Origin of the sequence: Sulfurisphaera ohwakuensis (genome assembly GCF_009729055.1) — an archaeon.
In the GTDB taxonomy this organism is placed as follows: domain Archaea; phylum Thermoproteota; class Thermoprotei_A; order Sulfolobales; family Sulfolobaceae; genus Sulfurisphaera; species Sulfurisphaera ohwakuensis.
In genome coordinates this window covers 146,910-168,265 of record NZ_CP045484.1, presented here as the reverse complement: position 1 = coordinate 168,265, position 21,356 = coordinate 146,910, and the positions used below count along the sequence as shown (strand labels likewise).

At 31.4% G+C, this 21,356-nt stretch carries 23 protein-coding genes and 1 tRNA gene; 10 read left to right on the top strand and 14 right to left on the bottom strand.

Annotated elements, in window-relative coordinates; all coding sequences use genetic code 11:
- Positions 1–40: 40 nt before the first annotated feature.
- From D1869_RS01025 to cyaB, 3 genes are read right to left on the bottom strand one after another with little or no spacing between them, the layout of a single operon-like run.
- A complete protein-coding gene (locus D1869_RS01025; RefSeq protein WP_156013558.1) occupies positions 41–559 on the bottom strand; it encodes a nicotinamide-nucleotide adenylyltransferase in 519 nt (172 codons plus the stop codon).
- Positions 514–1,278, bottom strand: a complete 765-nt coding sequence (locus D1869_RS01020) for an SAM hydrolase/SAM-dependent halogenase family protein (RefSeq protein WP_231113831.1) — start codon at positions 1,276–1,278, stop codon at positions 514–516. Before D1869_RS01020 ends, D1869_RS01025 begins: the two co-directional genes overlap by 46 nt.
- Before the next feature lie 31 nt (positions 1,279–1,309).
- Positions 1,310–1,867: a class IV adenylate cyclase gene (cyaB, locus tag D1869_RS01015; RefSeq protein WP_156013556.1), complete on the bottom strand. Its 558-nt coding sequence runs from the start codon at positions 1,865–1,867 to the stop codon at positions 1,310–1,312.
- Between cyaB and D1869_RS01010 the strand changes: the two genes are divergently transcribed.
- The 6 genes from D1869_RS01010 to D1869_RS00985 are packed head-to-tail and all read left to right on the top strand — an operon-like array spanning position 1,866 to position 7,040.
- Positions 1,866–2,879, top strand: coding sequence for an NOL1/NOP2/sun family putative RNA methylase (locus tag D1869_RS01010; protein WP_156013555.1), 1,014 nt, complete (start codon positions 1,866–1,868; stop codon positions 2,877–2,879). The two genes, cyaB and D1869_RS01010, sit on opposite strands and share 2 nt — an antisense overlap.
- A complete protein-coding gene (locus tag D1869_RS01005; protein ID WP_231113670.1) occupies positions 2,858–3,382 on the top strand; it encodes a hypothetical protein in 525 nt (174 codons plus the stop codon). The genes D1869_RS01010 and D1869_RS01005 overlap by 22 nt, the downstream gene beginning before the upstream one ends.
- A 52-nt stretch (positions 3,383–3,434) precedes the next feature.
- A complete protein-coding gene (radA, locus tag D1869_RS01000; RefSeq protein WP_156013554.1) occupies positions 3,435–4,400 on the top strand; it encodes a DNA repair and recombination protein RadA in 966 nt (321 codons plus the stop codon).
- A gap of 31 nt (positions 4,401–4,431) precedes the next feature.
- The gene (locus D1869_RS00995; protein ID WP_156013553.1) at positions 4,432–4,947 is read left to right on the top strand and encodes an HIT family protein; all 516 of its coding nucleotides are present in this window, start codon (positions 4,432–4,434) and stop codon (positions 4,945–4,947) included.
- Positions 4,948–4,973: 26 nt separating this feature from the next.
- Positions 4,974–6,188 carry a threonine ammonia-lyase gene (gene ilvA, locus D1869_RS00990; protein ID WP_156013552.1) on the top strand — a complete coding sequence of 405 codons (1,215 nt, stop codon included), beginning with the start codon at positions 4,974–4,976 and terminating at the stop codon, positions 6,186–6,188.
- Between the two features lie 24 nt (positions 6,189–6,212).
- On the top strand, positions 6,213–7,040 hold the full coding sequence (locus D1869_RS00985; RefSeq protein WP_156013551.1) for a prephenate dehydratase: 828 nt from the start codon (positions 6,213–6,215) through the stop codon (positions 7,038–7,040).
- Here D1869_RS00985 and D1869_RS00980 read toward each other — a convergent pair.
- The 5 genes from D1869_RS00980 to D1869_RS00960 form a co-directional block, all read right to left on the bottom strand.
- On the bottom strand, positions 7,003–7,968 hold the full coding sequence (locus tag D1869_RS00980; RefSeq protein WP_221267052.1) for an Lrp/AsnC family transcriptional regulator: 966 nt from the start codon (positions 7,966–7,968) through the stop codon (positions 7,003–7,005). The two genes, D1869_RS00985 and D1869_RS00980, sit on opposite strands and share 38 nt — an antisense overlap.
- 38 nt (positions 7,969–8,006) lie before the next feature.
- A complete protein-coding gene (locus D1869_RS00975; protein WP_156013550.1) occupies positions 8,007–9,407 on the bottom strand; it encodes an NAD(P)/FAD-dependent oxidoreductase in 1,401 nt (466 codons plus the stop codon).
- A 10-nt stretch (positions 9,408–9,417) separates the two neighbouring features.
- Complete coding sequence (locus D1869_RS00970) at positions 9,418–10,425, bottom strand: adenylosuccinate synthetase (RefSeq protein WP_156013549.1); 1,008 nt, start codon at positions 10,423–10,425, stop codon at positions 9,418–9,420.
- 115 nt (positions 10,426–10,540) lie between these two features.
- Positions 10,541–11,590 carry a formate--phosphoribosylaminoimidazolecarboxamide ligase family protein gene (locus D1869_RS00965; RefSeq protein WP_156013548.1) on the bottom strand — a complete coding sequence of 350 codons (1,050 nt, stop codon included), beginning with the start codon at positions 11,588–11,590 and terminating at the stop codon, positions 10,541–10,543.
- Positions 11,587–12,588 (bottom strand): formate--phosphoribosylaminoimidazolecarboxamide ligase, encoded by a 1,002-nt coding sequence (locus D1869_RS00960; protein ID WP_156013547.1) that lies wholly within the window; start codon positions 12,586–12,588, stop codon positions 11,587–11,589. Before D1869_RS00960 ends, D1869_RS00965 begins: the two co-directional genes overlap by 4 nt.
- A gap of 41 nt (positions 12,589–12,629) precedes the next feature.
- On the opposite strand from D1869_RS00960, the gene purB reads away from it, so the two are divergent.
- The 4 genes from purB (at position 12,630) to tes (ending at position 16,862) form a co-directional block, all read left to right on the top strand.
- Complete coding sequence (gene purB, locus D1869_RS00955) at positions 12,630–13,982, top strand: adenylosuccinate lyase (protein ID WP_156013546.1); 1,353 nt, start codon at positions 12,630–12,632, stop codon at positions 13,980–13,982.
- A gap of 32 nt (positions 13,983–14,014) precedes the next feature.
- Positions 14,015–14,112 (top strand) — tRNA-Thr (locus D1869_RS00950).
- Between the two features lie 11 nt (positions 14,113–14,123).
- Positions 14,124–15,044, top strand: coding sequence for a thiamine-phosphate kinase (locus tag D1869_RS00945; protein WP_156013545.1), 921 nt, complete (start codon positions 14,124–14,126; stop codon positions 15,042–15,044).
- Between the two features lie 69 nt (positions 15,045–15,113).
- Positions 15,114–16,862 (top strand): tetraether lipid synthase Tes, encoded by a 1,749-nt coding sequence (gene tes, locus D1869_RS00940; protein WP_156013544.1) that lies wholly within the window; start codon positions 15,114–15,116, stop codon positions 16,860–16,862.
- Here the strand turns inward: tes and D1869_RS00935 are convergent.
- The 6 genes from D1869_RS00935 to D1869_RS00910 all read right to left on the bottom strand — a co-directional run bounded on the left by D1869_RS00935 (position 16,857) and on the right by D1869_RS00910 (position 21,356).
- A complete protein-coding gene (locus D1869_RS00935; RefSeq protein ID WP_156013543.1) occupies positions 16,857–17,498 on the bottom strand; it encodes a 2,5-diamino-6-(ribosylamino)-4(3H)-pyrimidinone 5'-phosphate reductase in 642 nt (213 codons plus the stop codon). The genes tes and D1869_RS00935 overlap by 6 nt on opposite strands.
- A 118-nt stretch (positions 17,499–17,616) precedes the next feature.
- A complete protein-coding gene (locus D1869_RS00930) occupies positions 17,617–18,204 on the bottom strand; it encodes an MBL fold metallo-hydrolase (RefSeq protein WP_156013542.1) in 588 nt (195 codons plus the stop codon).
- Positions 18,201–18,908: a phosphoribosyltransferase family protein gene (locus tag D1869_RS00925; RefSeq protein ID WP_010978236.1), complete on the bottom strand. Its 708-nt coding sequence runs from the start codon at positions 18,906–18,908 to the stop codon at positions 18,201–18,203. The genes D1869_RS00930 and D1869_RS00925 overlap by 4 nt, the downstream gene beginning before the upstream one ends.
- Positions 18,909–18,993: 85 nt before the next feature.
- The gene (gene gatB, locus D1869_RS00920; RefSeq protein ID WP_156013541.1) at positions 18,994–20,415 is read right to left on the bottom strand and encodes an Asp-tRNA(Asn)/Glu-tRNA(Gln) amidotransferase subunit GatB; all 1,422 of its coding nucleotides are present in this window, start codon (positions 20,413–20,415) and stop codon (positions 18,994–18,996) included.
- Between the two features lie 34 nt (positions 20,416–20,449).
- On the bottom strand, positions 20,450–21,100 hold the full coding sequence (gene upp / locus D1869_RS00915; protein WP_156013540.1) for a uracil phosphoribosyltransferase: 651 nt from the start codon (positions 21,098–21,100) through the stop codon (positions 20,450–20,452).
- Positions 21,101–21,104: 4 nt separating this feature from the next.
- Positions 21,105–21,356 (bottom strand): 30S ribosomal protein S28e, encoded by a 252-nt coding sequence (locus D1869_RS00910; RefSeq protein WP_010978233.1) that lies wholly within the window; start codon positions 21,354–21,356, stop codon positions 21,105–21,107.

Below are 21,356 nucleotides of genomic sequence, written 5' to 3'. Positions count from 1 at the left end.
TATAATAGTTTAAAAAATATAATATTTTCCATTTGGTGACTTAATAAATTCCAGCTATTGCTTTAAGTCTTTCATCTCCCCTTATTTTTAGGATATACTCTGCTACCTTCTGAGGTACTAATTTTTTCCACTCGTCGTTATTTTCAATTATTAATCGTCTTATTAACGTAGAGTTGTATTTTTCTCTATCATATGGAGGAGGAATAAGAATTTCGAATCCGGCCTCTTTAAATAACCTAATTACCAACGGGTTTCTCGCAAATACTATATCAAAATTTGGCGAAAAAGATCTAACATGCGAAACCCATACATTATTCATTAATATATCTGGGACTGGAATTAGATAAATAGAAGATAGATCTATATTTTCTTCTAGTAAGCTTTCCCTTATCATTTCTATCCTTTCTCCTGCAGTAAAAGGATTTGCTAACGTATGACTTTCCTGAGCGCTTCCTATAACTATTATTAGTTCATCAACTTTCTGAAGCGCCCATTTGATAACAGATAAATGACCTAAGTGGAATGGTTGGAATCTTCCTGGGTATAAACCTCTAAGCAGACATCCTCACCTTCTTTCGCATTAATAACTATTGAGGCATTGCCTTTATTTATTCCTATTTCTAAGAAACCATATCCGTTATTGTATAAGAGTAATTTATTCTGCTCTCCTTCTCCAAAAGTTTTTACTGCAAATAACTCATATTCATTTCCCTTATACTTGAGAACGTATTTAAAATTTTTAGTGGTTTTAATTCTAATTGAAGTGGCAACATTTCCAAAATGATCTATATAGAGAATCTTGCCACAATATGTTATATTTTTATCTTCACGCATTTCGTTAAATAAAAATGATAATTTTTCTATTTCATTTTTATTAATCTCATTCCCAAAAACATTAATATCCACATCTAATGAAAGATATGCAGCAGCTACTGAGAATATATCCCTACCATGAAATGTATTAGAGATATTTTTAGACAGGTACAGTTTTGGATTATTAATATATATTACTTTTTCTATTTCATCTTCTTCTACTGATGGGTATAAAACTCCATTATCTGGACCTATAAAATAATAATTTTTAGTTTTGATTAGTAATGCTTTTCTTTCAGTTCCAACTCCAGGGTCTATTACTACCAAAAATATAGTTCCTTTCTTAAAATACCGGTATGCTGTATATAGTAAATAGGCTCCAGCATATATATTAAATTCTTTAGCATTTGGAGTTATATATGTAATATCTACGTTTGGATTTATTTTCCTTATTACTCCTTCCATTACACCGTTATAGTTATCAGAAATTCCAAAGTCAGTAAGTATTGCTATTTGACTCTTTCTCAAGTTTATCAACTAATAATTCAAGGTAGGACTTAAGTGTTTTTTCTCCCTCAATATTATACTCTTTTAAAAAGTTATTTACGAAATTAATTAGTTCCTCATCAGTGATGTCTATTCCTTCTATCTCAACGAAATCTCCTAAGTTAAATACTCTATCTAGAGATACAGTAAAATTATTAATCTTATAATTTTTTCTTATTTTTTCTATTTTTAAAACTTTGATGAACCCTAATCTCTGTAGAATTAAATCCATAGAATCTAGATTATCTATCTTAACAGTTATCTCTTCTCTTGATTTTGACTCGGATGAGAGTTTAGGTCCTTTATATGTTAATTCTACTTCATTATTAACTAATCTAAGACGTAAAGCTTCGTCAGTTTTTCTAAAATCTCTTACTGGACTATTATAATATATATCTATTTGATGTTCTTCATTAAATAGTTTGTACTTAATATTTAATATTTTTTCCAATTCTTCAATGTTTGGAGAGATTAATTTTATTTTTATTTCTCTCTCAATATGTTTCATGGTTATGACAATTGAAAATTATGTTAAAAAGTATAATAATCTATTTGCAATCTCCCCTAGTTTAAAGGCTATTTCCCTTGCATCAAAATATAAATTTCTATCTTATATGGTAGAACGATATATAAAAATCATGGGAGAAGAAGAAACAGAAGATTTTTTATACAGTTGCTCTTTTCCTTTAAAGAAAAGTATAAGATGTAATGATCTTATAGTAGATTGTGATAAACTGGAAAAAATAATGAAAAATAAAGGATTTAAACTAGAAAAAGTTTCATGGTTAAAGCATGGATATATAGTAAAGCAATATCCACCTAAACCTAGTTTAGGTGCAACAATAGAATATTTATCTGGTTACTACTATATTCAAGGATTAGCGTCGATGGTTCCTCCATATGTATTAGATCCAAATGAAAATGATCTTGTCCTTGATATGGCTGCTGCACCGGGGAGTAAAACTACGCAACTAGCACAATTAATGAAAAATAAAGGATTAATAGTTGCCATAGAAAAATCTAGGGAAAGAATTAAATCTCTTTATTCAAATATAAATAGAATGAAAATTAGAAATGTTGTTTTACTTAGGACAGATGCAAGAATATTGCGTAAATTAAATATGTCCTTTAATAAAATTCTGTTAGATGTCCCGTGCAGTGGTGAAGGTCTTATACCAGAAGACCCTTCAAGAAAAACTAAAACTAGTATAGATGATTTAAAAATATTTTTTAGAAATCAACTAGAACTTATTGATATTGCTTATAATTTACTAGAGCTTGGAGGCGTATTAGTGTATTCTAGCTGTAGTATAGCCCCAGAAGAGAACGAAGCTGTTGTAAATTATATAATAGAAAATTATGGGGCAAAAACAGATAAAATTTATGGTTATCCTGCTACTAGCGGAATTACTGAATTTAACGGGATTAAATTTGATGAAAGTTTAAGAAATTGCATTAGGTTTTATCCTCATAAAAGCGGTACGGAGGGATTCTTTGTTTGCAAAATAATAAAGGAGTAGTTATAGAAATAATTTCCATAGATGAAGCAATAAAATTCATTAATAGGATAATGAAAATATATAATTGTACAGAAAATTATGATTTTCTTATAAATAAAGAAATATTTTTATTTAAAGCATATTATTCAATGATAGAAATTATGGATAAATCAAAGAGATTGAATCGACTTTTAGAAAATTTAGCCAAAATTAGATTGAATCCATATGCTTTAGGGGAACCTATACTACTTATTACAAAGAATAGGAAAATAAAGCCTTTATTACCTTTATCTAAATATTTAATTAATATATGTAAAAATAAAATTTTTATAAATAATAAAATAAGTGAAATTCTTACTTATGGAAAGCCAGTTACAATAAATAGTGAAATAAATGAAGGCAGATATTTAGCATTAAATGACGATGGATTTTTTATAGCATATGTTAAGATTAAAAGAGAGAATAAGCTAGTTAAGATAATACCGGAATTAGATATAGGTTGGTATTTAAGGAAGGGAGGATAAAAGTTTATTAGGAGTAAATAAGAAGAGTAACATTTAGAAATTGGTGAATCATATGTCTTCTGATGGGAAGAAAGTAAAAAGTCTCTCAGATCTTCCGGGAGTAGGACAGAGTATTCTTAACAAACTTATTGAAGCTGGGTATTCGTCATTAGAAGCAGTTGCTGTAGCTTCTCCTCAAGACTTGAGTGTAGCTGCAGGAATACCACTAACTACAGCCCAAAGAATAATTAAAGAGGCGAGAGAGGCTTTAGATATAAGATTTAAAACGGCCCTAGAAGTAAAGAAAGAGAGGATAAATACCAAGAAAATAACTACTGGTAGTCAAGCTTTAGATGGACTGTTAGGCGGAGGAATAGAGACAAGAACAATGACTGAACTCTTCGGAGAGTTTGGGTCTGGTAAAACTCAATTATGTCATCAGTTAAGTGTTAATGTTCAATTACCGTTAGAAAAAGGTGGATTGGGAGGTAAAGCTGTTTATATAGATACCGAGGGTACTTTTAGATGGGAAAGAATAGAAGCTATGTCAAAGGCTATAGGGTTAGAACCAGATAGTGCAATGAATAATATATATTATATGAGAGCGATTAATAGTGATCATCAAATGGCAATAGTGGATGATCTTCAAGAACTTATTAGTAAAGATCCAGCAATTAAACTAATAATTGTAGATTCTGTAACCTCACACTTTAGGGCCGAATTTCCTGGAAGAGAAAATTTAGCTGTTAGACAGCAAAAATTAAACAAACATTTACATCAATTAGTAAGGTTAGCGGAAATGTATGACCTTGCAGTTATAATAACAAATCAAGTTATGGCGAGGCCAGACATGTTTTATGGTGATCCTACAGTGGCTGTAGGTGGGCATACTCTATATCATGTTCCAGGTATAAGAGTTCAGCTTAAGAAAAGTAGAGGTAATAAAAGAATAGCCAGAATAGTTGATGCTCCTCATTTACCAGAAGGAGAAGTAGTATTTGCAATTACAGAAGAGGGAGTAAGAGACGCTGAAGAGTAATTTTTAATCTATCTCTTAATTTATTTCATTTATGGATATTCTCTGGGCTCCTTGGAGGTCAAAATATGTCTCTGAAGCTTCAAAAAATAAGTCCTCCTCATGTTTATTTTGCGATGTAATCGGAAAAAAGGAAGATAAAAATAACTGGATCGTTTATAGGGGTAAATTCTCATTTATTATACTGAATGCGTTTCCTTATAATCCTGGACATTTAATGGTTGTTCCTTATAAACATGTCAGTTCAATAGAAGGATTAGAAGAAAAGGAAATACTAGAAATGATGTATTTTCTCAAAGTAAGTATAAAAGCAATTAGAAAAGTATATTCACCAGATGGCTTTAATATAGGAATAAATATTGGCAGAGTCGCTGGAGCGGGAATTGATCAACATGTTCATATCCATTTAGTGCCTAGATGGAACGGAGATGTTAATTTCATGCCAGTTATAGGTGGTGTCAAAGTTCTTCCAGAGATTTTAGAAGATACCTATAACAAATTAAAGCCAGAAATAGAAAAGATAATTAGTGAAGAAGCCCTCGATCTCTGAGAAGTGATGAATGCAGGGTTTTCCTGATGTCTTATACAAAATATTTTGATGAAATAGTAAAAATTCAAGATAGAATTAAACAATACATTCATGAGACCCCTATTGATTACTCAAAAACCTTTTCTGATATGATAGGGGCTCAAATATATTTAAAACTTGAAAATTTACAAAAAACGGGATCTTTTAAGGTAAGAGGAGCTTTTTCAAAATTGACAAACCTAGCTGAAGAAGAAAGGAAAAAAGGCGTTATAGCGGTTTCTGCAGGTAATCATGCTCAAGGTGTTGCATATGCTGCAAAAGTTTTAGGAATTAAAGCAACTATAGTAATGCCAGAAACTGCTCCAATCTCAAAATATCAGGCTACAAAGTCATATGGTGCTCAAGTTATTTTGTATGGGCAATTTCTTCATGAGAGTATGAAAAAAGCTGAGGAAATTATAAGAGAAGAAGGAAGTATTCTTGTTCATCCCTACGGAGATCTTGATGTAATTTTGGGTCAAGGTACATTAGGACTAGAGCTTTTGCCATATAATCCGGATATTGTTGTTGTTCCTATAGGAGGGGGAGGATTAATATCAGGAATATCTATAGCGTTAAAAGCAAAAAATCCAAAAACTAAAATAATAGGTGTACAATCTTCAGCTTCTCCTTCATTAAAGGTCTCAAAAGATCTTCATAGACTAGTAGAGATTGAACCCTCTTTTTCAATAGCAGATGGAATTCTAGTAAAATCTCCCTCTGAAATAACGTTTAATATAATAGATGAATTAGTAGATGATATTGTTCTTGTTGATGACGAAGAAATAGCAAATGCTATAGTATATTTATTAGAAAGAAATAAAACATTAGTAGAAGGAGCAGCTGCTGCTTCATTAGCAGCACTTTTATCTGGAAAGATTCAAGTTACTTATAGCCATAAAGTTATTCCGGTTCTAAGTGGGGGCAATATAGATCTTTCAATGTTATCTAGAATTATAGATAAGATGCTTTTCAAGAATAAACGAATAGTCAAAGTGAAGGTAATAGTACCAGATAAACCTGGATACCTTAATAAAGTATTAAGTAGAGTAGCACAAATAAGAGGTAACGTTATCGATGTAGTTCATGATAGAACAAGTAGCGATGTTAAACCTGGTTATACTAAAATTTATGTAATGTTTGAAGTACCTAGTGGTGATGCTCTTTCAGATTTCATGTACAACTTAGCTTTAGATGGTATTGAGGCTAAATTAGTAGAATAGTTTATATATAGGAAGAAAAGTTAGATTATTGATCCAAATGGAATTTACTATTTAGGTCCCAAAGGAAGTTTCACTAATGAGGTTGCTGAGATTTTTGAAGGAGATAAAATACCAAAAAGAACTATTACGGAAGTATTTAATAGTATAACAGATAATTCTATAGGGATAGTACCTATAGAAAATAGCATAGAAGGGCCTGTTCATGAAACATTAGATAACTTATTTAAAAATGAAGAGATTTATGTGAATTATGAGATAGAAAAAGAAATAAAATTAGTTCTTGCAGTAAATCCTTCCGTCAATAGTTTAAACGATATAGAAGTTATCTATTCTCATTCTCATGCCATAAATGAGGCAAAAGAAACACTTAGCAAATACAATTTTACTAATTTTGTTCCAGTAGAAAGTACATCTACTGCAGCTTTATATGCATCTAAACAAAAATATTCTGCTGCAATATGTTCAGAGTATGCAGCTAATTTATATAATTTAAAAATTATTTTAAGAGATATAAATGATAGTATCAATATAACTAGATTTATTGTTATATCCAAAAAACTTATGGAAGACGGAGATAAAACTATGGTAATGTTTACTGTACCTCATAAACCTGGTGCATTATATAAGGTCTTAGAGAAATTTTATAACAATAACATTAATTTGACGATGATCTATTCAAGACCGTTAAAAAGTATACCATGGCAATATTACTTTTACTTGGAATTTGAAGGAAATATAAAAGACAATAAAGTAAAAGTAACATTAGAGGAAATTAGAAATATAACATCTATGTTAAAAATAAAAGGTAGTTTTACTAAATTACAATACCAGGTTTCAAATTATCTAAGCTAAATAGTAGCATATAACTCTTGGCTTTAGTAATTTCGACTCCTTTTTTTGCAACTTCAAATATTATTTTTTTATTTGCTCCATGGATCATAGCATAGCATAAATAGTCCCATTTTTTATCTGATTCTCTTAATACAACATGTGTAGCTTCCTTTAGATTTTTAGCCAGGTTATAACAAGAAGATTCTATATCATCTGAATTAACTAGCATCATGGCATTCTCTTTAATTCCTACTTTATCGCCATTTACTGTCGCTCCATAATCTTTAATAACTCCTTTTTCTTTAAGTTCTTTTATTAGTTCAACTAGTTCACTTTCTTTCATATTATATTTTTCGGCTATATTTCTGAACGGTCTTGAACTAATCTGTAATGGAAGCGAAAGGTCTTTCAATAACTCTTTCGGAATACCTAATTCTTCAGCTGTAGGTATTTTTTCGTGAATTTCTTCTGGTTCGCTATATGAAACACCTCTTATTATATCGTACTTTACGCTAAGTTTAAGAGTTTTTTTAGAGAACAGAATCACATAATCTCTACCATTACTTTCTTCTAGAATCTTTTTCACATTTTCTTTCAATTTATCTTTGCTTTCAGCTTTTAATACAAACCAAACATTATATTTTGGATGGTTTCTAATATAATTATGAGTAAGTTCTTTTATAGCTAATGTAATTTTTCTATATTTTTCCAAATTTTCTATTGGTATCTCAGCAGCTATTAGAGCCCCTTCCATTCCTTTAGCTCTAAAGTTTACATACATCCCTACTCTTTTTATAATCTCATTACTCAGTAATTCCTTAGTTTTCTTTATAATCTCTTCTTCAGAAATTCCAAGCCTTTCTGAGATTTCACTAAAAGGTTTCTCATTAAAGGGAAAATGATATTCAAGCTCCATTATAAGCTTCTTATCAATTTCTGATAGCTCCATATGATAAATAATTATACTAAAAGCTAAAAAAGTACTATTTATAAAAGACCTAATTTAATTGCAATTCCTCTTGCAGCTAATATTCCAGTTGCTGCAGCTACATTTATACCTCTAGATAATCCAACACCATCTCCGGCTACAAATAAATTATCCACTACAGTCTCCATATTACTATCTACTACTGCTTTCATGCTATAATATTTTATTTCAGGTGCATATAACAATGTATTAGACGAGTAAATCCCTGGAGCTAAATTATCCAATCTTTCTAACCCTTCAATTATATTACTGACTACTCTATATGGTAATCCCATGCTTATATCCCCTGGTGTTACATCCCTTAAGGTAGGTTTAACAGTAGATCTGTTAATTCTATCCCATGTACTTCTTCTTCCCTTTTCAAAATCAATTAAACGTTGAATTATTGGTTTTTCTCCTCCTAATCTGGTCATCAATCTAGCAATACTTTTACCATATTCTATGGTATCTTCTAATGGATCTGAGAGTTTAATAGTAGTTAAGAACGCAAAGTTTATGTTTTTACTTTTTCTATCTGCAAAAGTTTGTCCGTTAACTCCAATGGTACCGTCATCATAAACTTCTTTCATTACAAATCCTCCTGGATTAACACAGAAAGTCCTTACTTTATCATCATACTTCCTTGTATACATAACAACCTTAGGATCCCATACAGCATTAGTTAAATCTTCCATCACAAAGGCTTCTGTTTCTACTCTGACTCCTATGTCAAGGGGTCCAGGAACCATGTCAACTCCTAATTTCTTAGCTTGCTCTAGGAACCATTTTGCTCCAGCTCTCCCCGGGGCAACTAATAAAGTTTTAGTTTCTATTTCACCTAGCTTATCAGTTTTTATAATGAATTCAGAACCTTTCTTTTCTATTTCTAGAGCTTCAGTAAGTTCAGCAACTTGCACATTTTTGCTCTCTATATATTTTAATATATTCTCAATAACGATAGGCGTCTTATCAGTTCCTATATGACGTTGTCTTATTGGTATAAATTCCGCGCCAACTTTAGCAGCCCTTCTTTGGATTTCCTTTACTTTTTCCATGTTGGGTTCAAAATATCTATCTTTAGGTGCTCCAAATTTAACAAGTATTTGATCTACATAATCAATTAACTCTTGTGCTTTATCCCAACTTCTCATAATTTCATGAAGCTCTCCACCTATATCTGGCCTAAGATTTATTATGCCACTACTGTACGTTCCAGCACCACCTATACCGTATGTGATATGACATGGATTACAAAAGGTACACTTCTCTTTTGGACTTAATAATGGGCACACACGTTTCAGTGGCCTTGTTCCTTTATCTATCAGAAGAATTTTCACACCATTCTTATTTAGATTTGCTAATTCATAAGCCGCAAATAATCCAGCAGGTCCGGCACCAATTATTATAGTGTCAAAGTACATCTATTTCACCTCATAGCTTTTCTTTTCTCAGGTCGATCATATCCAGTGCGTCTTCTCCAGTTCCAATTAGTGTGATTGGTACTTTTAATTGTTCCTCTATATCTTCTATCCATTTCTTAGCTTCTTGGGGAAGTTTTGAATATTCTTTTACTCCTTTAGCATCTTTAAATAATGCATCTAATTTAGTTATAGCAATTTGAGTAGCTGAGTTAACTCTTATTGCTTCTTTTGCAAGTTTAATATTAAATGGAGCACTTCTTCTTTTTCTCCCAGTAACTGTGGCTATTTCAGCAATCCCTAGCCTTTGAGCTTCTTCCCAATCTAATTCTCCTTCTAAAGGTCCCTCACCTACTCTTGTCACATAGGATTTGAATACGACTATTACATGGTCTACGTATTTTGGTCCTATGCCTACTTCGCTTAAAACACCTGATGAAGAAGTATTTCTACTTGTCACATAAGGATATTCTCCGTGGTATAAGCTTAAGTAGTAACCTTGTGTGCCTTCAATTAAAACTGTCTCATTCTTTTCTAATTTCTCTATAACTAAATTTGGAACATTAATCAAAAATTTAGATAATATGTCATAATCTTTAGCTAGTTTTAATTTTCTTAGAATTCTTTTTGCTTCAGCATATCCTACTCCTTGTCCTGTACTTCCTACTCTCTTCATTAAGTATTCATCATTTCTCTCTTCCTTGATTTCCTTCTCAGTTATAATACCAACATGTGGATCTATATACAATCGATCTAATGAGTTAGTCTCTCTTGCCTCATTTATTAATACTTCAATTGAAGTTAAAGCTCCTGGAGCTAATGCTAAATATGTTGTTGTATTTACAAAAGCTGAGGGAATAATTCTTAATTTCCATTGTTTTCCCATATATGTTACAGTATGCCCAGCGTTAATTGATCCTGTTCTTACAGAAAGAGATGGGGAATCTTTCAATGAAAGGTATGCTGCAACTTTTCCCTTACCTTCATCGCCAAAAAATCCTCCTACAAGGATATTTAACATAAAACACCGTTTTGATAAATCTCTCTTAAAAATATATAAACTTAGCTAATACTAATTTATAATTATAGATATCTGAAAAATTAGTTAGTCTTATGTGTAAGTTATGTTATAATTATCATGTAAGAATTTTATTAAGTTCTCCATTTTTTATTCCTTCTTTTATCTCAATTGCTATCCTTCTACCTAAACTAATAGGCTTCCCGAAATAAAGTTTAGAATATTGACTGCCTATTCCCATATGAGCATTAGTACCGCCACCTATTCTAGGGGCTACATCAAATACTACTAAATCTAATTCTGGTGTAACCATTGCTTGAAGTGTAAATGGTCCTATTATACCAGGTGGTTCTAGTTTTTTTGTAGCTTCTACAAAAGCGTATCCAATTTCAAAAACTTTTTCAAGTAAACTCTCTCTTATAGTAGCTGGTTCATGTCCTACTTCTATAAATCTTGGCAATCTATTAACTTTAAGCTGTATTTCAGCTGGTAATCTGTAAAAGGAATCTAGATCGCTCTGTATTCTTCTATCTATGCTTAAAAGTTCAACTCTATTAAAAATTGGTGAATAGAAATAGTTTATATTAAAATGGGCACCCAATATATACTCTTCTATTACCATCTCATTAACACTTTTTTCATCTATAATACCGGCCTTCATTAAGGAATCTAATTTCTCATCAAAATCTTTTTTATTAACAGCAATGAAAAATCCTCTCTCAACTCTTCTTTTAGCTTCAGGTAATTTTACTATAACTGTAGCATCAACTTCTTCAGGTTTAAATATTCTAGGTCTTCTAATTTTAGCCTCATCTAATATTTTATAGTAATTTTTTTCTCCAGTTCTTTCTTCCCATCTTAACATCTTTCTATTTCCAAAATATTTAGTTCTCATTTTTTCTATGCTATCATAACCAACGTATACTGCTAAACTTCTGTTAGGAATTATTATAGCGTCTCTAGAAGTTAAATAATTATCTATTTTTTCTGAAGCTATTTCTTTGAAATCATCTAAAATTATGCATTCATCTACAATTCTTTTAAATTCTAAGTAAGGTCTTTCTCTGCCTTTTTTACAGAGAGCTATAGTCTCAAAATTTTCATCTTTCGCTCCATCGAAAACATCAAGGGCTGAATGACTTGCAAGAACAGCTATTCTAACCATTATGTTAACACCTGATCTAACTTATTAGAGTTTATTGCTAATTTTATCTCTCTACCAATTCTTCTGCCAACGCTCATGGGTTCATCCCAATAAAGCCAACTATATGGACTTCCATTAACATAAAGATTAGTTCCAGCTACTATTCTTCCAGAGAATTCAAATACCACTATGTCTCCTTGATCAGTTACTACAGATTCTAAACAGAAAGGTCCAATCATTCCTGGAGGTACCAATTCTTTTACAGTATTAGCAAAATTTTCACCGTATTCATATACTGTGGGTAACAGACTTTCTCTAGCTACTGCGGGTATATTACCTATTACAACTAAAGTTGGGTCTATCTTAATATCTGGTGGAAGTCTTCTTAGACCATCAATATTTGTTTCATACCTAATATCGATACCCATAATTTCTAATCTATTTAATATAATACTATTGAAAAATTGAAAATACATAGGAACACCTATTACATATTCTTGGATTATTACTTCATCTATGCTTTTTATCATTTTTTGTTCTAATAATTTATTTAAACCTTCTTTTGCTTCGCTTTTGTTTCTAGCTATAAAATAACCTTTTCCTCCCTTAGCACCTGGTAACTTAATTATAACTAATCTATCTACATCTTCTGGATTTTCAAATTGTTCTGGGATTTTTATTTTTGCGCTCTTTAATAAACTCATTTTCTTTTTCTGATTGGCTTCCCATTCGAACAGGTTCCTATTTCCAAAAATTTTTGTTTTTATCTTATTTACTCTTTCGGGTCCAATATATTCTACTAAACTCCCGTGAGGGATAAGTATACCGTTATTTGCAAAGTCATTAATATAATCTACTGCCTTATCTTCATTTTTGTATCCATAAACTTCATCTATGAAAGCAAATTGTTTGTAGAATTTTACTCTCTTTTCTGGCGTTACTAAAGCTGTTTTAAACCCTTCTTTTTTTGCTCCATGTAATATTTGTAATGATGAATGACTTCCTATCGTAAGTATGTACATTAATAAAAAATCACATATACTACTTATAAATAATTTCTCCCGTGGAAAATTCAATTTGTGTATTAGACTGGAGATACGGAAGCAAAGAGATGAGAGAATTATTCCAAAGAGCTACAATTCTTAAAAGAATGGCTACAGTAGAAGTAGCGTTACTTTATGCTTTATCAAAGATAGGTTTAGTAAGAGAAGAGGATATATTGGTTGTGCAAAAAAACATAGACAAAATAAATATAAGCAGAGTAGAAGAATTAGAGAAGAAATTAGGACATGATGTTATGGCATTAACTGTGCATTTGGCTGAATTATCCGGAGAATCTGGTAAATTTATTCATTTTGGTGCTACAAGTTATGACATAGTAGATACAGCTAATATATTAATTTTTAGGGATGCCATAAATATAATAAAGAAAAAATTAAAAAATATAATAATAATATTAATGGAATATGCTAAAAAATACCAAGAACTTGTAATGATAGGTAGAACACATGGGCAACACGCGTTACCAATAACGCTAGGTTTTAAATTTGCAAATTATGTTTATGAGTTTACTCGTTCGTTAGAGAGGCTTAACGATACAAGCAAAAGATTACTTAAAATAAAAATGGCTGGTGCAGTAGGCACAATGGCAGGTTGGAAAGATAAAGGATTAGAGATAGAAAAATATGTTTCAGAATACTTGGGATTACCTCCTCATGAAATCTCTACTCAGATAGCTCCTCGTGATGGATATGCTGAGTTAGTCTCAGATCTTGCAATTTTAGCGTCTCAGCTTGACAGATTTGCCTTAGAAATAAGAGAGCTAATGAGACCTGAAATTTTAGAGTTAGCTGAAGGTTCTGCAGAATCGAGAGTAGGAAGTAGTACTATGCCTCATAAGGAGAATCCGGTAACTGCGGAAAAAATCAGTGGATTAGCCAAGGTATTAAGGGGCTTTGTAATATCTGAGCTGGAAAATATACCTTTATGGCATGAAAGAGATCTAACTAACAGCTCATCTGAAAGGATAATTCTTTCTCACTCTTTTCTTATAATAGATGAGATGTTAGAGAGTATGGAAGCTCTTTTAAGAAATCTAAGAGTTTACCCAGAAAATATGAGAAAGAACCTAGAACTTACTAAAGGTCTTATTATGGCTGAGAGCTTAATGATTAATCTTACATTAGCAAATGTTCCAAGGCATATAGCTCATGAGCTTGTTATGAAAGTATCCAGAGAAGCAGAAAGAGAAGGAAAATCATTGCTTGAAGCTGCTTTGGACAATGAGGAAATAGTTAAAATACTAGGTAAGGAGAAAATAATAGAAGCATTAAATCCGTATAACTATTTAGGAGAATACAAGGAATTAATAAGTAGGGCATTATCATATGCAAAGAATGTTATTGAACAGACGTAAAAATTTTATTTTGATACTCTAAATTATAATATGCCGCCGTAGCTCAGTCTGGTAGAGCGCCGGCCTCGTAAGGTTCCTAAGAAGGATCCAAGAAAGCCGGTGGTCCGGGGTTCAAGTCCCCGCGGCGGCTCTGTGATTACTATGAGTGAGCACGAAATTATAAAAAATATTATAGGGAAATATAGTTACGTGGAAGATGATGTATATGTAGATAAGGATAATAATATGTATAAAATTGATGGTTTTAAACTTGATTATACTTTTGATTTCATGGACTTTTATGACATAGGATGGAAAGCTGTTACTGCTGTAATGAGTGATATTTTTTCAAAAGGAGGGATTCCGAAATTTATATTATCTTCTTTAGGAATAGAAAAGAAGCATGTATCACAGATAGAAAATATGATAAGAGGAATTAAAGATGCTAGCGATTATTATGGTTCTCTCTATATAGGTGGTGATCTTAATTCTGCTTCTACTATTGGGTGGATAGATGTAGCTGGTGTAGGTAAGGCTATTTGTTACAAAGATGTAAAAAATATCCGGGAAAATGATTTAGTTATAATAAGTAATTTTATTGGGTATACATCTATTGTTTTTCTATCATATATTAATAATTGGAAAATAAAACTTACTGAAACAGAAATAAATAAAATTAGGCACCCTATTATTAATAGAAGGATTAAGGATCTCTTTGAGAACTATTGCTCGTCAATTAATTATTCAACTGATATAAGTGATGGGCTAATAATATCTTTATATAACATTATTGAACGTTCTAAAAAAGGCATAGAATTACTGGATTTGCCTTTTTCGAAAAATGTTATTGAGAAAACTTATGAATATGGAATAAAGATTGATGATTTACTTAAATATGGTGGTGAAGAGTTTGAAACATTGATTGTCGTTAAGCATGAAAATGCTTCAGAAATTATTGATTATATGGAATATCTAGGTTTTTCACCCAATGTAATTGGAAGAATAACTTCACGTGCTGTATTAGAATATAAAAAATCAATAATTAAAAAAACTGGTTGGGATAATTTTACAGGATGGTTTTAACCTAATTGATGGTATATACGGTGAAATTGTTTATATATAGGCAATTCTTTATGTAGTAGATAGGTAAATATGGCACAGACTTCACAAGAGGAACCACAAGGTGGTTTTAGGCTATTACCAGCTCCTTCAAAGTTCGAAAACGGTGTTGTAAAATTCGGAGATAGAGAAATAAAAGTTGGAGGTCCATTGCCTAAACTGGCTGAAAATGAGAAACTTGTCAGAGTTACAAGCTCTTTATGCCCAGTATGTTATAGATTATTACCAGCAGTTATATTTGAGAAAGAAGATAAACTTTATATAAGAAAAATTTGCCCAGAACACGGAGAGTTTGAAGATCTATATTATGGAGATGTAGGATTATACTATAAATTTGATTACTGGGAGTATGAGGGTAAAGGACCTAAAGTACCTTATGTTGATCTCAAGTCTCCTTGCCCATTTAACTGTGGATTATGTCCGATGCATCATCAGCACTCAGCACTAGTTAATTTAGTAATAACTAATAGGTGTGATTTATCTTGTTGGTATTGCTTCTTTTTTGCTGAAAAAGCAGGATACGTATTTGAACCTACCATAGAGCAAATAAAATTCATGGTGAATCAGTTAAAAAGGCAAGATATTACGCTAGTAATTCAAATAACTGGTGGGGAACCAACATTAAGAGAGGACTTAATTGAGATTGTTAGAGTACTAAGAGAAAATGGAGTTAAGCACATTCAGCTAAATACCTGGGGTGGAACTTTTGCAAAGATGTATTTTGAAGACCCGGAAAAAGCGATAAGATATGCTAGAGAGCTTAGAGAAGCTGGGGTTAATACTATATATATGAGTTTTGATGGTACTAATAGGAGGACGAATCCGAAGAATCATTGGGAGGTTCCATATACCTTAGAAGTATTTAGAAAGGCTGGAATGACAAGTGTTGTACTTGTACCTACTGTTATAAAGACAGTTAATGATCAAGATCTAGGTAATATAGTCAAGTTTGCTGCATATAACTTAGATGTAGTTAGATCAGTAAACTTCCAACCTGTTAGTTTAACCGGCATGATGAAGAGAAATATGAGAAATAAATTTAGGATAACCATTCCAGAAGTACTTAAGAATATTGAGGAGCAAACAGATGGCGAAATTACAAGAGATAGTTGGTATCCAATAGGAACCTCTGTTGTATTCTCAAAACTTGTTGAAGCTTTAACTGGTAAAGAACAATTCGAAATGGCTAATCACCCAAGCTGTGGAGCAGGAACATATGTTTATGTAGAGTGGAGGAATGGAGAACCTCATTTCATTCCTATATCTAAATTCATTGATTTAGAAGGATTATTAGAATATCTGAAGGAGAAAACAGAAGAATTGAGGGAAGGAGGAAATAAATATTGGATAGGAATCAAGTTATTATACAATCTAAGAAAGTTTATTGATAAGGAGAAGGGTCCAAAAGATTTTGATGTATATAAGATGTTATATAATATTATAGTAAACCACAATTATGAGGCTCTAGGTGAATGGCATTATAGAACATTGTTCTTAGGTACCATGCATTTCATGGACTTATATAACTATGATATTCAAAGAGTAATGAGATGTGATATTCATTATGTAACGCCAGATGGCAGAGTAATTCCATTCTGTACATATAATGTATTAAATGATTTGTACAGAGATAAGATCTTAAAAGAATATCAAATCCCATTGGATAAATGGATTAAGAGCCATGGAGAAAATAGTATTGGAGACGCAATGAAATACAAGAGAAATGCAACAAGACTTGAGCAAGGAGAAATATACCAGTTAACCTACAAACCCTTCTTATAATCTCATATATCTTAAATGAACTTCTTTTTTACATTCGCATATTTTGCAATCTACAAGTTTAAGCTCTGGTGCTTCTATTCCTTTGAACCCTTCTCCATTTATTACGGAAACACCATTTCCGAAAATTTTAGGAGATATTGTTATCCTAATCTCATCAAAGCAATTATCCTTTATAAAATTCCATATAGTTCTTCCTCCTCCTTCAATTAGAATTCTTTTTACTCCTAAATTGTATAAGTCTTCTGCTATTATACAAGATGAAAGCTTTTCTAAAACTCTTATTTTCACTCCTTTTTTCTTTAATTCATTTGCTTTATCTTCATTCCTTAGATAAGCTTGATAAGTAGTATAAACTATTGTATCAGGAGGTACGCTAAATATATTTAGATTAGGATCAAAATTTAAACTCTCACTTATTGTAACTCTAATAGGATTTCTTCCCTTAGCATACTTAACTAAAAGCTTAGGATTGTCTATCCTTACAGTATTCGAACCAACTAATACAGCATCAACTTCAGTTCTTAAAATATGTAATCTCATTTTATCGTAAGGACAACTTAGTTCACTATAATAGTCTTTTGAGGCAATTCTACCATCTATAGTAGTAGTACTGAATATTATAATATAGGGTCTCATCTTGAAATTTTCCCTTTAACACTTATTATAGGCACTAGGTCATGAAACCAAACCCTAAGCTCACACTTACTTCTTATGTTACAGAGTAAACAACAGTCTACGCAAACATTAATTTTTTTCACTCCACAGTATTTTGTTTCTGTAAATCTTCCGCATGAGTCACATCTTTCTTCGAAAACCAAAACTCTTCTACCTTTTTACATTCATATGCGTTGCATATATAATTTATCCTATTCATAATACCTGATATCTTGTTAACTCCACTAAAGATAATATTCTTATGTAGAACAAGAAGGGATCCTAAAGTAGGTGCTTTTGATTTAATTATGTAAATATCCTCTTCTATTTTCTTCGTAATATCCTTAATTTCAAGATTTACTTTAGCTGGAGTATAGGATTTTTCTTTGCCTATTCCCTTTCTAATGAGTATTGCATCCTCTGTACTTGCTATGATATAAGGTATTTGTAGAAAAGATGAAATATAATTGGCTCCTCCAGAGACTTCCTCGTAATGACTTGTTAATATTAGATAATCTATTCTTTTATCGTATCTTGATAGTATTTCCTCAATTCCCTCTATTAATATACTAGAATCATTTCCATTACTACTATCGATTAGAATTACATGTTGATTGTTAGTAATAATTAAGTAACTGTTAAAATTTCCTTTTATTACGTATACATCTTTTAGAATTCTTGCTATCATAATACAAATAATGGTTTAATTGGTATCCCATTAATATGTTTACTCCATTCGTTTCCAACACTAGCTATTACTAAAACTCCAACTATATCTGCCCCGGCTTTTCTAATTAGTTTTGTTGCTGTAGTAATTGTTTTACCACTTCTAATTACATCATCAATAAGTAGTATTTTATCATTCTTTGAAATATAATCTTTTCTTAAAAAAATAGATGTTATAACACCATCTGCCTCCTTTAAACTTTCATCAATATAATCAATAAACATAGAATCTTTATGCTTTTTTATGATTATTAGAGGTTTAGCTAGAGCTTCAGCAGTTAATGTGGCAAAAGGAATCCCGTTAACAGCAACAGTAGCTATTTTAGTTATTTCTTTATTTTCGAAAAATCTATAATAATACATTTCAATTAATATTTTAAGTAAATTTGGATAAAATAGTAATCGTGAAGTATCAATATATCCGTCATCATGAATAATTATTTTATTGAGTAAAAATTTTACTAGGAAATCTCTTGATTTTAACTTGTCAAGTATCTCTTTTGCGTGTACTTCACTTGGAATAGTAGAACCATTAACGTATCTACATAATAAACTTTCTTGAATATTAAAGATTTTAGCAAGTTCTTTATACGTAAAACTATTTTTTAATTCTTTAAGTAAATCCACTACTGTTAATCTTAATCTTAAATCCTTGTCTTTTTGCATATTCAAATAAATATCACCATCTTCCTATTATTTTTGATGATCGAGGTTTTAAGTGCTGAGAAGTGATGAAAAACCCACGCTGTGATTACTTAATGCCTAAAATTTTCTTTATTAACTCGTTCGTTAATTGTGGATCAGCTCTTTTTCCAGTCTTTTTCATAACTTTACCGACTAGATAATTTATAACCTTAGGGTCATTCTTAGCTTTTTCAGCAGCATCTGGTTCTTCATTAATTACTTCTTTTATTACATTAATTAAGTAATCTTCATCTTTTATTGCAACAAGGCCTCTCTCTTTTATTATAGATGATGGCATTTTTCCTTCTAATACAATTTCAGGAAGAATTTCCTTAGCTATTTTTATTGTGATAACTCCATCATCAAGCAACTTTAATAATTCTACTAACTGCTGGCTTCCAGCTCTGGATTGGGAAGGCCTTAGGTTTTTATCATTTAACCATCTTAAATAATCATTTATTAGTAAATTGGCTAGCTTTTTATAATTATTATAATGTTTCGCGGTCTCTTCAAATAAATCAGCTAATGCTTTATCCATAACTAATACAGTTGCATCGTAATCTGTAATTCCATACTGAGTGACTAACCTTTTTATCCTTAAATCGGGTAATTCAGGTAAAGTCTTTCTTATTTCTTCTATGAGATCTTGAGTTATTGGATATGGTGGTAAATCCGGATCTGGAAAGTATCTATAATCTTCTTCTGTTTCCTTTGTCCTAATAGGTACTGTTACTTTTCTTTCAGAATCCCAATGCCTAGTTTCTCTTTTAACTGGTAAACCTTGTGCTATAGCAGCTTTTTGTCTAGCAATTTCATATTTTAATGCTTCTTCTACTTCTCTGGGTGAACCTATGTTCTTTATCTCAACTCTCTCTCCTCCTTCTACTGAAACATTAGCGTCTGCTCTCATAGCTCCTTCTAAATCACAATTACATATACCTAAGTGTTCTAATATAGATCTTAATTTCTCTAGAAATTCTCTAGCTTCTTTAGGTTCTGTCATATCAGGTTCTGTTACAATTTCAAGCAGTCCCATTCCAGATCTATTATAATCTAATAATGTATACTTGCTAGTTAGCATTGATCCCGTAGGATAGATTATCTTCGCAGGATCTTCTTCTATGTTTATTCTTCTTATTCTAACTGTTTTGCCTTCTCTTAATTTTAGATACCCACCTTTACTGATTGCAATGCTACCAGGTCCATCATATTGGGAGATTTGGTAGTTCTTTGCCATATCGGGGTAAAAATAGTGTTTTCTTACCATAATCAAAGAATTAGCTATTTCGGCATTGATGGCTAGAGCAACCATAATAGCTGCTTTTACAGCGTTTTCGTTTAATACTGGAATTGCGCCAGGCAAACCTAAGCATATGGGACATACGTTTGTATTAGGATCCTTCCCAGTATAATCACTAGGACAGGAGCAGAATAATTTAGTTTTCAATGATGTAAGATGAACGTGTACTTCTAGTCCTATTTTAACCATATTTATTGATGAAAGCATTTAAGGATAAAAATGTTTAACCAAATGCTCTATCTCCTGCATCACCTAATCCGGGTAAAATATATCCTCTATTATCTAATTCTGGATCTATAGATACTGTTATAATATTAACATCGGGATAAGATTCTAATATTCTTTTCAGACCATATTCGGATATTATTATAGATACAATAAAAATTCTCTTAGGCTTTTTGTCTTTTATTATATTTAACGCTTTGAGCATTGTACTCGCTGTAGCTATCATGGGATCTGCTATTATTACATTGTCTTTTATGTTTATTTCTGGTATTTTATTATAGAATATTTCAACTTCCATTTCCCTTGGATATCCTAAATTAACCTGCGTCTCCTTTCTACTAGCAGCTATTACACCAAGTCTAGCAGTTGGTAATGCTTTAAGAAGTCCTTCAACTAATGGTGTTGCTGCTCTTAGAATACTTATAATTACGATATTTTCCAAGTCATAGATATAGACTCCTTTAGCTTTTACACCTAAAGGAGTCTCTACTTCAATAATGTTGTAATCTAACATATTAAGAATTTCATATCCTATAATTCTACCTAATCTTACTAAAGTCTTCCTAAAAGTAATCTGATCTGTATTTTTAGATCTTAACTGAGTTAAAAAATGTAATGTAATTGGTTTAGATAATACAAAAAGAGGCATATATTTACCTCTTTGTTGTCAATTTTCTTGCTTCTCTCTCTGTTTCTCTAAGTATTAAAATATCACCTAATCTTACTGGGCCCTTTACATTTCTGGTTAAAATTCTTCCTTTATCTCTTCCTTCTAAAACTCTGACTCTAACCTGAGTTACTTCACCAGTAACACCAGTTCTATCTAGAATTTGTATTACTTCAGCTGGGAATCCAAATTCTTCAATTACCGAAGACTGAGCTTGTGATTTTTCTTTTTCGCTCAT

Excerpts from the sequence above, each read along its gene's own strand:
- D1869_RS01020 (WP_231113831.1), bottom strand. The coding sequence starts at position 1,278 with ATGGAAGGAGTAATAAGGAAAATAAATCCAAACGTAGATATTACATAT.
- D1869_RS01010 (WP_156013555.1), top strand. The coding sequence starts at position 1,866 with ATGGTTATGACAATTGAAAATTATGTTAAAAAGTATAATAATCTATTT.
- cyaB (WP_156013556.1), bottom strand. The coding sequence starts at position 1,867 with ATGAAACATATTGAGAGAGAAATAAAAATAAAATTAATCTCTCCAAAC.
- radA (WP_156013554.1), top strand. The coding sequence starts at position 3,435 with ATGTCTTCTGATGGGAAGAAAGTAAAAAGTCTCTCAGATCTTCCGGGA.
- D1869_RS00995 (WP_156013553.1), top strand. The coding sequence starts at position 4,432 with ATGGATATTCTCTGGGCTCCTTGGAGGTCAAAATATGTCTCTGAAGCT.
- ilvA (WP_156013552.1), top strand. The coding sequence starts at position 4,974 with ATGTCTTATACAAAATATTTTGATGAAATAGTAAAAATTCAAGATAGA.
- D1869_RS00980 (WP_221267052.1), bottom strand. The coding sequence starts at position 7,968 with ATGGAGCTATCAGAAATTGATAAGAAGCTTATAATGGAGCTTGAATAT.
- D1869_RS00975 (WP_156013550.1), bottom strand. The coding sequence starts at position 9,407 with ATGTACTTTGACACTATAATAATTGGTGCCGGACCTGCTGGATTATTT.
- D1869_RS00970 (WP_156013549.1), bottom strand. The coding sequence starts at position 10,425 with ATGTTAAATATCCTTGTAGGAGGATTTTTTGGCGATGAAGGTAAGGGA.
- D1869_RS00960 (WP_156013547.1), bottom strand. The coding sequence starts at position 12,588 with ATGTACATACTTACGATAGGAAGTCATTCATCATTACAAATATTACAT.
- D1869_RS00945 (WP_156013545.1), top strand. The coding sequence starts at position 14,124 with ATGAGTGAGCACGAAATTATAAAAAATATTATAGGGAAATATAGTTAC.
- tes (WP_156013544.1), top strand. The coding sequence starts at position 15,114 with ATGGCACAGACTTCACAAGAGGAACCACAAGGTGGTTTTAGGCTATTA.
- D1869_RS00935 (WP_156013543.1), bottom strand. The coding sequence starts at position 17,498 with ATGAGACCCTATATTATAATATTCAGTACTACTACTATAGATGGTAGA.
- D1869_RS00930 (WP_156013542.1), bottom strand. The coding sequence starts at position 18,204 with ATGATAGCAAGAATTCTAAAAGATGTATACGTAATAAAAGGAAATTTT.
- D1869_RS00925 (WP_010978236.1), bottom strand. The coding sequence starts at position 18,908 with ATGCAAAAAGACAAGGATTTAAGATTAAGATTAACAGTAGTGGATTTA.
- gatB (WP_156013541.1), bottom strand. The coding sequence starts at position 20,415 with ATGGTTAAAATAGGACTAGAAGTACACGTTCATCTTACATCATTGAAA.
- upp (WP_156013540.1), bottom strand. The coding sequence starts at position 21,100 with ATGCCTCTTTTTGTATTATCTAAACCAATTACATTACATTTTTTAACT.
- D1869_RS00910 (WP_010978233.1), bottom strand. The coding sequence starts at position 21,356 with ATGAGCGAAAAAGAAAAATCACAAGCTCAGTCTTCGGTAATTGAAGAA.